This window comes from Halomarina ordinaria (assembly GCF_030553305.1).
GTDB lineage: Archaea > Halobacteriota > Halobacteria > Halobacteriales > Haloarculaceae > Halomarina > Halomarina ordinaria.
In genome coordinates this window covers 41,638-56,826 of sequence record NZ_JARRAH010000005.1, presented here as the reverse complement: position 1 = coordinate 56,826, position 15,189 = coordinate 41,638, and the positions used below count along the sequence as shown (strand labels likewise).

General features: G+C 60.2%; 14 protein-coding genes. 8 read left to right on the top strand and 6 right to left on the bottom strand.

What is annotated here, in order from left to right:
* The first annotated feature begins 233 nt into the window (after positions 1 to 233).
* Positions 234 to 1,073, top strand: coding sequence for an alpha/beta fold hydrolase (locus P1Y20_RS18100; RefSeq protein WP_304450091.1), 840 nt, complete (start codon positions 234 to 236; stop codon positions 1,071 to 1,073).
* A 169-nt stretch (positions 1,074 to 1,242) separates the two neighbouring features.
* On the opposite strand, the gene P1Y20_RS18095 is transcribed toward P1Y20_RS18100, so the two are convergent.
* Positions 1,243 to 1,842, bottom strand: coding sequence for a winged helix-turn-helix transcriptional regulator (locus tag P1Y20_RS18095; RefSeq protein WP_304450090.1), 600 nt, complete (start codon positions 1,840 to 1,842; stop codon positions 1,243 to 1,245).
* 452 nt (positions 1,843 to 2,294) lie between these two features.
* Between P1Y20_RS18095 and P1Y20_RS18090 the strand changes: the two genes are divergently transcribed.
* Positions 2,295 to 4,310, top strand: a complete 2,016-nt coding sequence (locus P1Y20_RS18090) for a copper-translocating P-type ATPase (protein WP_304450136.1) — start codon at positions 2,295 to 2,297, stop codon at positions 4,308 to 4,310.
* 604 nt (positions 4,311 to 4,914) lie between these two features.
* Here P1Y20_RS18090 and P1Y20_RS18920 read toward each other — a convergent pair.
* Positions 4,915 to 5,712, bottom strand: a complete 798-nt coding sequence (locus P1Y20_RS18920; RefSeq protein ID WP_497526968.1) for a DUF8832 domain-containing protein — start codon at positions 5,710 to 5,712, stop codon at positions 4,915 to 4,917.
* 108 nt (positions 5,713 to 5,820) lie between these two features.
* Positions 5,821 to 6,171 carry an SHOCT domain-containing protein gene (locus P1Y20_RS18080; protein WP_304450088.1) on the bottom strand — a complete coding sequence of 117 codons (351 nt, stop codon included), beginning with the start codon at positions 6,169 to 6,171 and terminating at the stop codon, positions 5,821 to 5,823.
* Positions 6,172 to 6,400: 229 nt separating this feature from the next.
* On the opposite strand from P1Y20_RS18080, the gene P1Y20_RS18075 reads away from it, so the two are divergent.
* Both P1Y20_RS18075 and P1Y20_RS18070 read left to right on the top strand, forming a co-directional pair.
* Positions 6,401 to 6,787: a DUF302 domain-containing protein gene (locus tag P1Y20_RS18075; RefSeq protein ID WP_304450135.1), complete on the top strand. Its 387-nt coding sequence runs from the start codon at positions 6,401 to 6,403 to the stop codon at positions 6,785 to 6,787.
* Positions 6,784 to 8,274, top strand: a complete 1,491-nt coding sequence (locus tag P1Y20_RS18070; protein WP_304450087.1) for a multicopper oxidase family protein — start codon at positions 6,784 to 6,786, stop codon at positions 8,272 to 8,274. Before P1Y20_RS18075 ends, P1Y20_RS18070 begins: the two co-directional genes overlap by 4 nt.
* A gap of 543 nt (positions 8,275 to 8,817) precedes the next feature.
* Here P1Y20_RS18070 and P1Y20_RS18065 read toward each other — a convergent pair.
* The gene (locus P1Y20_RS18065; protein WP_304450086.1) at positions 8,818 to 9,825 is read right to left on the bottom strand and encodes a potassium channel family protein; all 1,008 of its coding nucleotides are present in this window, start codon (positions 9,823 to 9,825) and stop codon (positions 8,818 to 8,820) included.
* A gap of 119 nt (positions 9,826 to 9,944) precedes the next feature.
* On the opposite strand from P1Y20_RS18065, the gene P1Y20_RS18060 reads away from it, so the two are divergent.
* Positions 9,945 to 10,100, top strand: a complete 156-nt coding sequence (locus P1Y20_RS18060; protein ID WP_304450085.1) for a HoxN/HupN/NixA family nickel/cobalt transporter — start codon at positions 9,945 to 9,947, stop codon at positions 10,098 to 10,100.
* Positions 10,101 to 10,340: 240 nt separating this feature from the next.
* Positions 10,341 to 11,741 carry a permease gene (locus tag P1Y20_RS18055; protein WP_304450084.1) on the top strand — a complete coding sequence of 467 codons (1,401 nt, stop codon included), beginning with the start codon at positions 10,341 to 10,343 and terminating at the stop codon, positions 11,739 to 11,741.
* Positions 11,742 to 11,885: 144 nt separating this feature from the next.
* On the opposite strand, the gene P1Y20_RS18050 is transcribed toward P1Y20_RS18055, so the two are convergent.
* A complete protein-coding gene (locus P1Y20_RS18050) occupies positions 11,886 to 12,230 on the bottom strand; it encodes a four-helix bundle copper-binding protein (RefSeq protein WP_304450083.1) in 345 nt (114 codons plus the stop codon).
* Positions 12,231 to 12,619: 389 nt separating this feature from the next.
* On the opposite strand from P1Y20_RS18050, the gene P1Y20_RS18045 reads away from it, so the two are divergent.
* Positions 12,620 to 13,351: a DUF4396 domain-containing protein gene (locus tag P1Y20_RS18045; protein WP_379738186.1), complete on the top strand. Its 732-nt coding sequence runs from the start codon at positions 12,620 to 12,622 to the stop codon at positions 13,349 to 13,351.
* A gap of 5 nt (positions 13,352 to 13,356) precedes the next feature.
* A complete protein-coding gene (locus tag P1Y20_RS18040) occupies positions 13,357 to 13,956 on the top strand; it encodes a winged helix-turn-helix transcriptional regulator (protein ID WP_304450081.1) in 600 nt (199 codons plus the stop codon).
* Between the two features lie 66 nt (positions 13,957 to 14,022).
* Here P1Y20_RS18040 and P1Y20_RS18035 read toward each other — a convergent pair whose 3' ends face one another.
* Positions 14,023 to 15,030: a Cdc6/Cdc18 family protein gene (locus P1Y20_RS18035; RefSeq protein ID WP_304450080.1), complete on the bottom strand. Its 1,008-nt coding sequence runs from the start codon at positions 15,028 to 15,030 to the stop codon at positions 14,023 to 14,025.
* Positions 15,031 to 15,189 lie beyond the last annotated feature (159 nt).

Here is a 15,189-nt window from a genome sequence, read left to right as displayed (position 1 = left end):
ACCCCGGGTCGTCGCACACACCGAAGTGAATCTGGTTGCCAAATCTCTTGCCAGAACGAAGGCAGTGATTCAAAGATGGTAGGAATGTGTAGAGAACACTGACTATCGCCAATTTATAGATCATATGACCTCTCCGCCATTCGCCCACGATCAAACAGATTCTACGGGTTAAAATGTTGCGTGTCATCTGGAAAAAATATAGTTATCACCTATCGTAGACCACTCCGAATCGTATGATCCACACAGACTGGGTAACAGAGCAAGAGTCGGTCCGGGTCGAGACCAGTTTTCACGAGTTCGACGTCGCCTACCGTGAGGAAGGGGCAGGCGACTCAGTGACCCTCTTCATCCATGGGATTCCAACATGGGGGTATCTCTTCAGAGACGTGTACACAGCCGCCAATCACGCAGTGGTTCCTGACCTTGCTGGGTATGGATACACAGACCACCTCGGCGAAGGAGGATATGACCGCTCGATTCGTACCCAAGAGGAGCTCCTTGAAGGCTTCCTTGACGAACTCGGCTACGACTCGGTTCAGATCGTCGCCCACGACATCGGTGGGGGTACGGCCCTCAGGCTGGCGGCCCACAGCCCGGAACGCGTCGAGAAGCTCGTCCTCTCGAACAGCGCCTGCTACGACAATTGGCCAGTGAGGTTCATCCACGGCCAAGGCCAACCAGATGAGGCTCGCGAGTGGACCGCAGAGGACGTCGACGAGAAGTTCCAGTTCGTCTTCGGCGAGGGAACCTACGGCGACGAGGACGAGACGTTCGTTGCGGGGATGAAAGCCCCCTTCCTCGAACGGGACCGCGACCTACAGGCGTTTGCACGCAACGCCGTCTCGACCAACAGCAACCACACGCTCGAAGTCTCTCACCTGATTTCCGATATCGATGTCCCAACCCTGTTACTATGGGGTGGTGACGACATCCTCGTCTCCACGGAGTGGGCCGACAGACTCGCTTCGGACCTCCCGGATGCGGAGAAAGAGTACCTCAACAACGCCTACCACTGGGTGATGCAGGACCGGCCTGAGGCGTATCGGGCAGCGTTAGAACAATTTCTCGACTGATATTGGAGGGGACGTCTGACGGCTAAACACGCTATGTTCGCTTTCGGTCTCTATGAGTCGTAGCGTCGTCATTTTTCATACTAAGCGGCAAACTGACCAGTGTAGGAACGCCGGGCTCAATTACTCCCATGAGACCAGGGTTACAAGACAACCGAATTATCTGACTCTCTCAGGCGTTCGCGCTGAACTGCTCGTACCGTGATTGGAACTGCTCCAGACAGGAGGGACAACAGAGATAGTATAGACTACCGTCAAGTTCGAGCGTATGACCGTCCTCACTCACGGGGTTGCTACACTGGGCACAGGTAACTGCAAGGTCAGTTCCACTAATCTGGGGCGTCCAGTCAGCACTCGTGAGAACGACGACCTCGTAATCGGTAATCGCTTCCCACTGCCCCTTATCGAACGTGTCCACTAGGAACGTCCGAACATCTGCGTTCGGGAGGCGCGACTGGAAGAATACGCGAGGGTCAGAGGCGGTGAACACGTGCTCGACGCCATCTGCCAGTGCAAGGGTATCCCGGATGTCTTCGACAATATCGGGTTGAACTGCGAGTTCCACGAGAACGGGAACACCGCCACGGAGTTTTGAGCGGTCGAGGTCGAGCGTGAACCGGCGGATAATTCCCATGTCCTGTAGACGACTGACGCGGTCAGATACCGATGGTGAGCTGAGATTGACGGCGTCAGCCATTTCACGGTAGGGTCGGCGTGCATCTTCGGTTAGGAGCCGAAGGATTTCGAAGTCAGTCTCGTCTAAGGTACGCATGGGGATAATTAAATCGCGCATCCAAATACCGGTTTTCCTAACTTCGGAAGGTCCGATTGGCTGCTTGCCTATATCTGCTAGGCAAAGGTGGCAAGAATATGGATCCCGTATGTGTGGCTAGGTCAGAGATCCGGAACCGCGGGCTCGGTTTCAAATGAAACTGCACCACCATACGGGGACATCAAATGACAAATCACGACGAACATACTCAAGACGAGAACGGAGGCGGCAATGGGACCCCTTCAGAGCCGGAACAGGATCAATCTGCTAGCCGTTCAACTCGCCAGAACATAGATTACGAGCAGCCTCACGTGGAGCAAGAGCTGGTCGAAGAAGAAGCACAAGTATCGGGGCATGCTGACCATGAAACCACTTCTGAGGGTGGGCATGGGAGAGCACACGTCGACCATGGAGACCACGGTGAGGATAACGGCCATGGCGACCACGGTGGGATGCACGAAGGCCACGAGCAGATGTTCCGACGGCGCTTTTTCATCTCGACACTGCTGTCGATTCCCGTCCTGCTGTACAGCGAGATGCTCCAGATGTGGCTCGGGTTCTCGGTTCCGGCGTTTCCCGGCAGCGAATGGATTAATCCCGTCTTCGCGATAATCGTGTTTGCCTACGGTGGCGTACCGTTCCTCCAGATGGCCGTCCCGGAGGTGCGGGACCGATCCCCGGGGATGATGACGCTTATCTCGATGGCGATCTCCGTCGCCTTCGTCTACAGCCTCGCGAGCGTGGTCTTCCCGACGCAGTCGGCGTTTTTCTGGGAACTTGTCACGCTGATTGATATCATGCTGCTGGGCCACTGGATCGAGATGCGGTCGGTTCGTCGTGCCTCCAGTGCGCTCGACGAACTGGCGAAGCTGATGCCGGACACCGCGGAACGAATCACTGACGACGGTGACACCGAGGAGGTTCCCGTCAGCGACCTTCTGGAGGGCGACCTTGTGCTCGTTCGGCCGGGCGCAAGCGTCCCCGCAGACGGCATCGTTGAGGAAGGCGACTCCGACGTGAACGAGGCGATGATCACCGGCGAATCCAAGCCCGTCTCGAAGGAACCTGGCGACGAGGTCATCGGTGGGACCGTCAACAGCGACGGCAGCCTTCGCGTCCGAATCGACGCGACAGGTGAGGAGACGACGCTCGCCGGGATCATGCGTTTAGTTGATGAGGCCCAACAGAGCAAGTCCAAGACGCAGGTGTTAGCTGACCGGGCGGCGGGATGGCTGTTCTACGTTGCCGTGGCAGCGGCAGGAGTGACGGCAATCGCGTGGACCATCGCGGTGTCGTTCGACGCCACAGTCATCGAACGTATCGTCACGGTGCTTGTCATCGCCTGCCCGCACGCACTCGGACTCGCAATCCCGCTGGTCGTCGCCATCAACACGTCGTTGGCGGCTCGCAACGGAATGCTGGTCCGCGACCGAATCGCGATGGAGGACGCACGCAATCTGGACGCCATCATCTTCGACAAGACGGGGACGCTCACCGAGGGTGAACATGGCGTTGTCGACATCGCGACCGTCGACGGCGTCGCTGAAGACGATGCACTCGCACTCGCCGCCGGGGTTGAGAGCGACTCTGAGCATATGATTGCGCGGGCTATCCGCGAGGCAGCCGAGGAGCGAGACTTCACTACCCCTGACGCGACCGGTTTCGAGGCGATCAAGGGTCGAGGTGTTCGAGCGAACGTCGACGGAAACGAGGTGTACGTCGGTGGGCCGAACCTGCTGACCCAACTCGAGAGTGAAGTTCCCGATCATCTCCAGAACTTCGCTGACGAGGCCGGAGAGAACGCTCAGACAGTCGTGTACCTTGTCCGTGGAGGCGAGTTGATCGCTGCCTTCGCAATGGCCGACGTGATTCGCGACGAGAGCTATCTCGTCGTTGATGCCCTACACGACCTCGGTATCGAGGTGGCGATGCTGACTGGAGACTCTCAGGACGTTGCCAACGCTGTCGCCAACGAACTCGGTATCGACACGGTATTTGCGGAGGTGCTCCCCGAGGACAAGGACACGAAGGTCCGGGAGCTCCAAGATCAGGGTAAGCTCGTCGGGATGGTTGGCGACGGCGTGAACGACGCACCAGCATTGACGCGAGCCGACGTCGGAATCGCCATCGGAAGTGGTACTGATGTTGCCGTTCAGTCGGCCGACGTGATCCTCGTCCAGAACAACCCAATGGACGTGGTCCGACTTGTGAAGCTGAGCAAGGCGAGCTACCGGAAGATGCAGGAGAACATCGTGTGGGCGGCCGGCTACAACGTCTTCGCAATTCCGCTAGCTGCGGGTGTTCTAGCTCCAATTGGGATTCTTCTCTCGCCGGCAGTGGGCGCACTGCTGATGTCGCTGAGTACGGTCATCGTTGCCATCAATGCGCAGTTCCTTCGACGAGCTGACCTCGAAATTCCAAGCCTCCCCGAGGTGTCGCCGTCGGCTGACCCCCGGCCAACTGGTTGACCCAGAGATGCCTCGTGGGGATAGTGTCCTGCTGACTACACCCTCTGTATGCAGCGGGCTGATAGACGATATACACCCAATCTGGTAGGAACCGCCGCGCTACACACGCGGCACACGTCTAACAGCTACGTCACCGTGAACCGGCGTGAAAGAAACTGCAGCACTAGACACGACTAGTCCAATATAAACACGGTATACACTGATTTCATCGTGACTATCATCGATATATCGAACCCGAAACAATCGCTCGAAGTGACAATTATTATGTGTAGTGCTAGCGATTTTTTGCCGCCGGCTGTCAGAGGCTCCATCGGTTCCCGTTTCCGAGAACAGTTGAATTCTGGCCTCTCTCGTCCATTACTCCTGTCCTCGCAGGTCAACGAATAATCTCTCGCGTGGTATCGAGTGTCTGAAACGGGTGCATCGGAGGTCTATGTTCTCAGCTGTGATTTCAGCAATAGGGCGCGGTGTTCCACCTTCCTCTGACAGATCCTCCCGCGTAGCCGACTACTGTCCGTGCGTCGCTCTCTGTGGATGCGTACAGACGACTTGATCTACGTGCTAGTCGTCCTTATGAGCGAGCGGTCGGGCACGGTTTACGACGTTACTCCGGTCGATGGTCGATTCGGACGTCGAACCACGTCGTAATGAGTTCGCCGTGCGGTTTCGCCTGGAGGAAGAGGCGGTACCGACCGGGAGTCGGGAACTGGACGATGAACCGAATGACACCGCCTTTGGGGTCGGTCTTCTCGGGATGAACGTGGAGATAGGCGAGGTCGCCATCTCGCAGTGCAACGAGGTGACCCAGCGCACCGAGATACGGGTCGAGATGGGCGACACCACCATCACCACGGATTTCGAATTCGAGGGGTGTGTCTGTCCCATGCGTCACGTGCTCTGGCGTCATCGTGACAGTATAGCCTTCGACGGTCTTCGTTCGCGTCGGCTCCGGATGGGTTTCGTAGTCGGCGGCCCCCGAGGTGAGTATGTCGACGCCGAGGGTCGTCGACTGAGCATCGACGACGACGTCGACGAACGCTCGATACGTTCCCGGTTCGGGGAGGGTAAACGTCGTCGTCCAGGTACCGTCTGCACCGAGTGTGGGATGGAGGTGCTGGAAGTGAGCGAGGTCCCGGCGGACGAGGATCAGGTGCGCTAACTGGTCGTGTGCCTCCTCGAACTCGGTGACGACCGCTCCCGAGTCGTCGCGGATACGGTACGTCCAGCGATGCGTGACACCGGAGTCGAGTCTCGTGTCCGCGGGGTCGAGGTGAAGCCCGTTCGCGGCGACCGTCACCCCGCTCGGGAGTGCGTGGTGCGTCTCGTCCGTCCCCGTTCGGTCGTGTCTGTGTCTGTCGGTTCGCGTCGAGCCGTCGTCGTGGTCGTGGTGACTGCCAGCCATACCTGTCGGAGGACGGCTGTCAGCTTACGGATATCTCTGCTCTGCGGTCGTGACTCTCGCGAAAACGGGTCCACCACCGTACCCGATTCGTTGTCCGCTAACCCACTGCTATTCGCGGTCTCTCCGAAGCCGTTGGCGTCGGGTTTCGAACTCTTCGTCGGTCAGGTCCCCCCGGGCGTACGCCGACCGCAGTTCCTCGAGTGCGGGGTCGCGTCCGGACTGGTCCCCGCCGGTGATGCCCCGGTAAATCACGTACCCGACCGTGAGAAGGACGAGCAGGACGAGGAGTGGCAGACCGATGCTCCACTGTGGAGGCATGGCTCCCTGATACCCCCACCAGCCCATCATCCCCATCATCGGTGTCATAAACACCATGAGGAGAATCGGCACGACGACGATGAGTGCGACCCCGACCAGAATGACCCACAGGAGCGAGTCGCGTTGCTGTTGTGTAGACATGTGCTCTCTATTGTAAGTATTGCACACGAGCAAAGATAAACCACACCCCGAATAGGCTAGCGTCACGTCCTCCACTGTGTGATGGATTACAGGTACGTGAATTCCGAAAAAAGGAATTTAGATGGCGTAGAGTTCAGAATAGCTAGATATGTCTGCGTCTGTTAGTGGAGTCCCTCGTCTCGAAATTACGCTCGAAACGCTCATGAGTGCCTACAGAGTAGTGTGTGATATGAGCTACACATTGCAGAAGCGTATCGATGAACCGTTCGACGAAATAATTGAGCGAACGATCTCTGCGCTGAAAGAGGAGGGGTTCGGCGTGCTGTGCGACATCGACGTGCAAGCGACGTTCGCGGAGAAACTCGACGAGGAGTTCCGCCAGTATCGCATCCTCGGCGCCTGTAACCCGGAACTCGCCTTCGAGGGGCTCGAAGAGGAGCTAGCGTTGGGGACGCTCCTCCCGTGTAACGTCGTCGTCTACGAGACCGACGACGGAACGGTCACGGTGAGCGCGGTCGACCCGTCGGCACTCATCGGCGTCACCGGAAACCACAATCTTGACTTTATTGCCACCGACGTCGCCGAACGGTTCGAGCGAGTTCTCGAGTCGCTATGACCGTCCAGCCGCCGACCTCGCGGCGGCGCTTCCTCCAGGCACTCGGTGTGGGGAGTCTCGGGACACTCGCGGGGTGTACCCAGTTCGACCGGTCGACGGCGGAAAGTGACGGCTCGGCCGTGACCCCACGTTCGGCCCCAGAAGGGCCAGCCGACGCGACCGCGACACTCCGCGCCGCGCCGGGGACGGTCGAACCAGGAAGTGATACTCCCAGCGAGACGTGGCTCTACAATGGTACGTTCCCCGGCCCCGAACTCCGCCTGTCCGAAGGGGACGTCTTCGAGGCGGCGGTGACAAACGACCTCCCCGAGGCGACGACGATCCACTGGCATGGCATCCCCGTCCCAAACGGGATGGACGGCGTTCCGGACGTCACCCAGGAGCCGGTCGCCTCGACCGAGTCGTTCACCTACAAATTCCGGGCGGAGCCTGCGGGTACGTACTTCTTCCACAGTCACGTCGGACTCCAGCTCGACCGCGGACTCCTCGCTCCGCTCGTTATCGAGGAGTCCGACCCACACGTCGCGTACGACCGTGAATACACCGTGGTCGTCGACGACTACCTCGAGGGGACACCCGAACCGCTCTCGGGTAACGCCACCGACGGTAACAGGGGACGTGGTGGGATGGGAGGAGGCGGCATGGGCGGGGGAGGAATGGGTGGTGGCGGGATGAACGACGGCGACCGAATGAGCGGTGGGATGATGACCGACAGACGGCCGCCCTACGCCGGCCTCCTCATCAACGGCCGATTACCGACCGACCCACGGACGTTCGAGGTGCAAGAGGGAGAGCGCGTTCGCTTCCGGTTCATCAATGCGAGTGCCGCGACGCTCTTTCGAGTGCGGGTTGCTGGGCACCCGCTGACCGTCACGCACGCCGACGGCCGTCCGGTCGACCCGGTGACGGTCGACTCGTTCGCCTTCGGGTCCGGCGAGCGCTACGACGCGATTATCGACGCGGACGAGCCAGGAACGTGGGAGGTCCGCGCCGCCGCCGTCGACGGCGACGAATCTCCCGCACGAGCGATTCTCGCGTACGAGGGTGCGTCGGGGGCGTCACCGACGGCTCCCTCGGGCGATGGACGACAGCTATCGTACGGCGACCTCGTCGCGGTGTCGCCACTCGACGATGTCGACGGCAACCCTGACCGGACCTTCGATTTGACGCTCTCGGCCGGCGGGCGGTCGAACGAATGGGTCATCGACGGACAGGCGTATCCAGACGCAGATCCACTCGAGGTCCGAGAAGGCGAGCACGTCCGGGTCAGGATGACGAACCGCAGTCCCGTCGTCCACCCGATGCACCTGCACGGCCACTTCTTTCAGGTGGATGAGGCAGTCAAGGACACCGTTGTCGTCCCGGGACACAGGGGGCAGGTCACGTTCGACTTCGTCGCCGACAACCCCGGCGACTGGCTGTTTCACTGTCACAACCTGTATCACCTCGAAGCGGGGATGGCGCGCGTCATCCAGTACTTCGAATAGAACGAGACTCATGGTCGAACGTCTCGTCAATCGGCAGGCGAACCTCTCTCGATGTGGGGGCCATTGGTAGGTTCGGTACCGCGAGGTCGAGAGATTCGACAGCAGGGTTGAGACGAAAAAGCGCTGGCAGAACCGCTGTTCGTGGCCGGCGTACATCCCCCCGCACCATGGCCGCCGTCGTTGTTTCGGTTCTCGTGGGTTCTCGTGACCGTGTGTACCCTCCGTCTCGCCCGCTTCGACTAATCGCGTCCTCTCTGGATTGTTTTCGGCTTCTTCGAGTGGTAACTGCTCTACCCGTGTCCGCTTTCGCTCTTTATCGCCCTCTCTATGACGCTTCTCGGTCGCGTCATGATGCCCCTAATTCGGCTGCCAGCCGGAACTACGTCCTCTCTCTGAGTGCTCGCTGTCGTTGCACATACGCCCTCCGCGTGACGAGTCGTACGATATCGCTGGCGAAGGCAGTATGGACTCGGCTCGGCTCGCCGAGGTGCGTCCACAGTCATACGAGACGCTCGCTCTCTCGTGACCGGCTATCGACCTGAGTTATCGGGTGTCCCGAGTCGGCCATCGCCGCGCGTCGGACTCGACGAGCCCCAGGACGGTCCGCCGTCGGTCGTCTAACTCGTCGAGCGCTGCCTCGAACTCGCGGTCGGGGACCGTTGGAACGCCCGCGGCGCGGAGTGAGGCGATGTCCGGGTCCGGTGGCAGCCGGTTCGCGGGTCGGATGAACGCCCCATGGAGCGTCTCGAGGTACCCCTCGACGCTCGACCACGCGTTCTCGACGATGGCGTCACTGGGCCGGTCGTCCTCGGGCACGCCGTACTTCAGGAGGGTGAGTGCATCGTCGAGGACGGCGATACTCGTGACCGGAGCCTGCTCGGTCTGCGCGCTGTAGAAGTAGTGAAGGATGGGGTACGCCTTGTGATTCGCTGTGAGCGTGTTCAGTTGCGTCGTGTACGCGCTCAGTTGCAGGTCGAGTCCTTGGAACGTCTGTCCGTCCCACGCCGTCACGACGAGTTCGTCGCCTCGCTGTCCGAGCCCACTCACGCCGCCGGCGAACGCGCGCTTCTGGGTGACCGCGTCCAGAACTGAGAGCACGTACGTGACGCTGAGCGTGACGAGGAGCATTCCGCTGGCTGTGACGAGGACGGTCGCGAGTTGCCAGACGCCCTCCCGCGGGACGAGGTCGCCGTTCCCGAGGGTGAACATCGTGTACCCGGTGAAGTAGAGGCGGTCGGTCCACGAGATTGCGCCTCCGTCGACGGTGTCGACCAGGACGGCGTCCGACGTGGCGAAGACGAGCGTCCACCCGACCCAGAGCAACAGGAGCCACACCGTGAGGCCGGTCACGAGGACGAGCGGCCCCGCAAGCGAGAGGAATCGGTCGTCGTCCCTTCCAACTCGTCTGAGTGCCCGCCACATCCACGCCATCAGTCGGGACGTGAGCGGGCCGGCTCCCCCTTCCACCCACAGCGCCGTCCACAGCAGATCCACGACGACGATAGCCAGAAGGAGGAGACCGAGCGCGAGAGAGACGGGTGTCGCTGCCATATGCTCGTCTCTCGCCACCCACGACCACGATGGTGCTGAGTGTTACGGTGCGGATGGTCGTATCGCGGTGTCGTGACAGAGCACACCAGTTATTTGCCGCTCTCGAAGCGAGAGCACGCATGCTCGAAGGTGCGCTTCTCGTCGGCGGGGCCTTCGGTATGAGACATGCGTTCGAAGCTGACCATCTCGCTGCAGTCGCGACGCTTGTCGAGGACGGGGAGCGCCCGGTCTCGACGGGGGCCGCTTGGGGAATCGGCCCCTCGATTCTGCCCTGACTCTCAGACACGGTGACTACTCCCTCCGGCAGGTGGCTCCCGCGCATTTTCGCCAGTGCTCGCGCGACGTTCGTTCGACGACCACCCTGCTGGTGGTCCCTCCTCGGGGTACCTCGCGGGACCCCTTTCCCATCGCGTGTTTCGTTCACTGCCCGACCTTTCGAAGGTGAGGTTCACAGCGAGGACCACGCTGGCTTCGTAAGAGACACTGGCAAAAATTGCGGGTTAGTAGGTAACACTATGCAAACCACAGTAATCGATGGGGTTCTCGAGGCGATACGAATCGGCGGGGGATTCCTCTGGACGGCTTCGTGGGCGATTATTATGGGACTCACCATCACGAGCCTCGTGCAGGTCTATGTCTCCAAGGAGCGGATGGCGCGACTCCTCGGGGAGGAAAGCCTGGGTGGACTCACTAAGGCGACGGTGTTCGGTGCTGCGAGCAGCGGCTGTAGCTTCGGCGCTGTCGCGATCGGAAAAGGCCTGTTCAAGAAGGGTGCGCACGTCGTGAACGTCCTCGCGTTCATGTTCGCCTCGACGAACCTCATCGTCGAACTCGGACTCATGATATTGATCCTTCTGGGCTGGGAGTTCCTCGTCGCAGAGCTCCTCGGCGGACTCGTACTCATCACCGTGATGGCGCTCATCGTCCACGTCACGCTTCCCGAGAACCTCTTCGAGCAGGTCCGAGCGGAACTGACCCAGCGTGACGACGAGCAGGGCGTGACGGAAGACCCGACCTGCGGAATGGAAGGGAACGACCAGTACTCGATCGCGACCGATGGAGGTGAGACCCTGAAGTTCTGCTCGAAGGGCTGTCTGGAGACCTACCAGCAGGAGGCAGCCAGTAGCGGCGGGTGGCGTGACGAACTCCTCTCGTGGGGCGGCTGGTACAAACTCGGAAACCAGTACCGCAAGGAGTGGGCAATGATCTGGAAGGACGTTGTCGCGGGATTCCTAATTTCGGGGTTCGTCATCGTGTTCGTCCCGCAGTGGGTCTGGAATGCCCTCTTCATCCGAGGAGACGGCGTCATCGCGAGCGCCGAGAACGCAGTTATGGGCGTCACAATCGCGGTCATCAGTTTCGTCGGGAGTATCGGCAACGTCCCGTTCGCCGTCGCGCTATGGGGTGGGGGAGTTAGTTTCGCAGGGGTCATCGCGTTCGTCTACGCTGACCTCATCACGATTCCCGTTCTGAACGTCTACCGCAAGTACTACGGCTGGAAGGTGATGTTGTACATCCTCGGTGTGTTCTTCGTCACGATGGCCTTCACAGGCTTTCTCATGGAGGAATTGTTCAGCGCTCTTGGAATCGTCCCGGACCTCGCTGGGGGCGAGACCGCCTCCGAACAGACGTACTTCACAATCAACTATACGTTCTACCTGAACGTGATCGCGTTCGCCCTTTCCGGTGTCCTCTTGTACGCCTACTGGCGTGGGCTCGGAGCGCCCGGCCGATATCGTGACCCAGTCTGTGGGATGCGGACTGACGACGACGCTCCCCAGGTGACGCATCGCGGGGAGACGTTCTACTTCTGCTCTACCCACTGTAAACGAGCCTTCGAAACCGACCCGTCCGAGTTCCTCTCCGTATCCTCCATCGCAAGCGACAGTGCGAGAGCAAACGACCATCATCACTGAACGACGTAGCCCCTGAGCGCCATCCGCATACTCCACGTGCGAGGTGCTTCGATGGTTTCGGTCATATTGAAGGGCGTACACCCCTGAGCGATCGTTCGCGTACGGAGCACCTCGTCTCGTCCGCCGGTAAGGTTCCTGACCGATTCAGGCCATCATGCTCCGACAGCTCTCCGCGCACTCACGAAGGACCTCGGCACAGGTCTGGCAGTGGTCGTGGTCGTGCTGTTCGCATTCCTCCGCGCACGCTTCGCACGCGCCCGCGCAGGCCTCAGCGATGCCGTGGTTGTACTCCGACTGTCGAAGGCACGTCCGGGCACAGAGGGCAGCGATATCTGCGACGTCACGGCAGAGGCGAATGCACTCCGCCATCTCCTCACCGTGTCCGGCACACTCGTCGGCACACCACTCACAGGCTTGAACGGCCGCGAAACAGTCGTCGATGCAGTTCTGCGTGTTCTCGTCGAGGTGATCGAGTTCTTGTAACACCATTGCGGGTATACCGACGGGCGGCTATTTCAAGCGATTTTTCGCTTACGAACTAAAACTCGATCAGACCATGTCACCGCTAGGGTAGCGAGTTCTGAGCCCCTGGCTATTCATCCGAATCCACTAGACGCTCGTCAGCCACTGTCATCGTTTACGAACTGGTCATGCCCTTCGGAACGACCCGCTGTCTGTAAATTGCATACCGACGCTGCTACGGTTTCGAAACCACCGCTCTGTGGAAGATTCCGCTCGTGGCGTTCGATCTGTCGACGGATGCCGTTCGCTGGCCACTGATCGACTTTCGAAGCGGAGGGATAAACCGGTTAAACGAGCCGTGAGAACCGCATAGACGAGCAATGGTTGACGCGCTTGACATCGCTGTACTCACGACGATGCAATCGTCGGGAGGCGTTGCAGAACTCACGACACGAATCGAGCGGGCATTCGAGCCGGCCCGGGAGGTCCTCGTACCGCTCCTCTCTAACCCACTGTTAGTCGGGGGGTGGGCACTGCTCGTCTTCGTCTGTCTCGGTGTCCTGTGGTGGGACCTCCGGCAGAACAATCCGCAGTTGGGTTCCATGATGAAGGCCGTCTGGACACTGGTCGTGCTGTACTCAGGCCCGTTCGGATTGGGCGTCTACTGGTACACCGGACGCACGCAAATCGCCCACGACTCGCTGTGGCGTCGGGGCTTTCGCTCGACGAGCCACTGCTACTCGGGATGTGGTGCCGGTGAAGTCGTCGGGATCACGCTCGCGCAGGGGGTGCTCGCGCTCAGCGTCGGATGGGTCGCGGCCGTCACCTTTGGGTTCGCCTACCTCTTCGGCTACGGCCTGACCATCGGTCCGCTGATGCAGGATGGCGTCGGCTTCGTCAAGGCAACTTGGGACGCCTTCCTGAGTGAGACTCCTTCGATTACGATTATGGAAGTCTTCGCCATCGGGACCGACCTCTTACTGGCCGCCGATGCACACATGGGAGAACTCCTGTTCTGGTCGGCACTCGCGTTCTCGCTCTCTATCGGGTTCCTCGTCGCGTGGCCGATTAACGTCCTTCTCGTTCGCTACGGCGTGAAAGAGGGGATGAGCAACCCAGCCAAGATGGGCGAGAGTGCAGCGGAGTAATCACGATGACACAATTCGATACCATTGATCAGCGAATCCTCGAACTCCTGCTAGCAGACGGCCGACGGTCGTTCCGCGACATCGCAGACGATGTCGGGCGCTCTGCCCCGACCATCTCGAATCGGGTCGAGCGCTTGGAGGACCTCGGCGTCATCGAGCGCTTCACCGTCCAGGTCGACCGGACGCAGTTTGCCGACGACGACGCATGTCTCCTCACGGTTGAGGCGCGTCTCGGTCACGCCGGAGACGTCTTCACAACGCTGCGGGATGCCGACGACGTCGAACACGTGTTCCACACGGCTGCGTCGACGGTCATCGCGAAAGTGCTTCTCTCCCCCGCGGAGGTGCAAGAACTAGTCACCGACGTACTGACCGACGACCAAGTGCGGAACTACCACATTGAATCCGTAATGGAGTCGGCGTGGCAACCACAACTCGGGACTGGCGACCTGGATCTCGAGTGTCCGATTTGTGGGAAACCAATCGCAGATGACGGAGAGACCGTCGAAGTCGAATCCGGAGATACCTATCACGTCTGTTGTTCCTCGTGTGCCGAGGACATCGTTGAGCAGTACGAGGCACTCGCTCGTGGGACCGACGAGTAAGCACGTGGTCCCTCACGCGAATCGTCGATTCCTCTCTGGTCGATTAGCCTCCCGGTTGCACCGTCCTCAGTATTCGACACGACAGTAGCGCCGGTCACGACTCGTCCCCTCGATACGAATCAGATTGTAGCGAGCGAGTTTCTGGAGGTAATTTCGAACGGTGCGGTCGGCTTTCGGGTTCTCGACGCGACTGCGATACTCCTCGTAGAGGGCCGCGGGGTCGATCGTTCCTGTCTCTTCGATGAGTTCGTAGAGGGTGCGCTGGTGGGGGGTGAGCGTGTCGACGTTCTTGCGCCGGACCTCGAGGCGGGCATCGGGGATGGCGGCTTCAAGTAGGTCTGGCGTGATGCGTTCGACACCCTTCTGGTCGGCGTGACGAGCGGCGTTCCGGAGGATACTTAGCGCGGCTCGGGCATCGCCGGCAGCGACGTCCGCAATCGTCCGGAGCGTTCCCTCCCCAACGACGTCGGGTTGCAGGCCCCACCGGACACGCGCGTCCATGATGGCAATGAGCTCCGGGACAGAATACCGGTCGAACTGGATGCGTTCGGCGCCCACAAATCGGCTGGTCACGCGTTCGTCAGCGCTCGCGAAGATTTCGGCTTCTTCGTTGGCGATGAGGACGAGCGTGAACTGCGGCAGCGAGTGCAGATGGTAGAGCATTCGCTTGTCCTCCAGCTGGTCGGCTTCATCGAGGATTACGACACAGGGCGGCCCGTCGTACTGGCGAAGCCGCTCGAGCAATTCATCGCGAGGGGTCGATTGGCGATGGATGTCGATGGTCTTGCCGAGCCCTTCGAGGACGCGATAGAGCACGCGATACTCCGAGTAGTTCTGCCAGCAATTCACGTACTGGACTTCGATATCGAGGACGGCCTGGCGCAGTTGTTCGAGCGTGAACTGCGAGATGCACGTCTTTCCTGCTCCAGAAGGACCGAGCAGGATGGCCGGGTCGGACGGCTCACCACTCGCCAGTGGTTCTAAGACTGCCGAGAGTGCATCGACCTCGCTGTCGCGATGCTCGACGTCACGCGGAACGAAGTCAGCACGCAACACCCGAGCATCGGTGATCATCGATACGAATGTGTTCGCTACTCGAAGTATAAATCGGTCGGGGGGTCGCTTCCAGAACTGCCAGAAGGAATCACACGATCCCCTCGCTAGTGCTTGATAGTGGACATCTCAGGCGATGCACTAAGTGCCACTATATCTAAGAATATTAAATTTAAACGG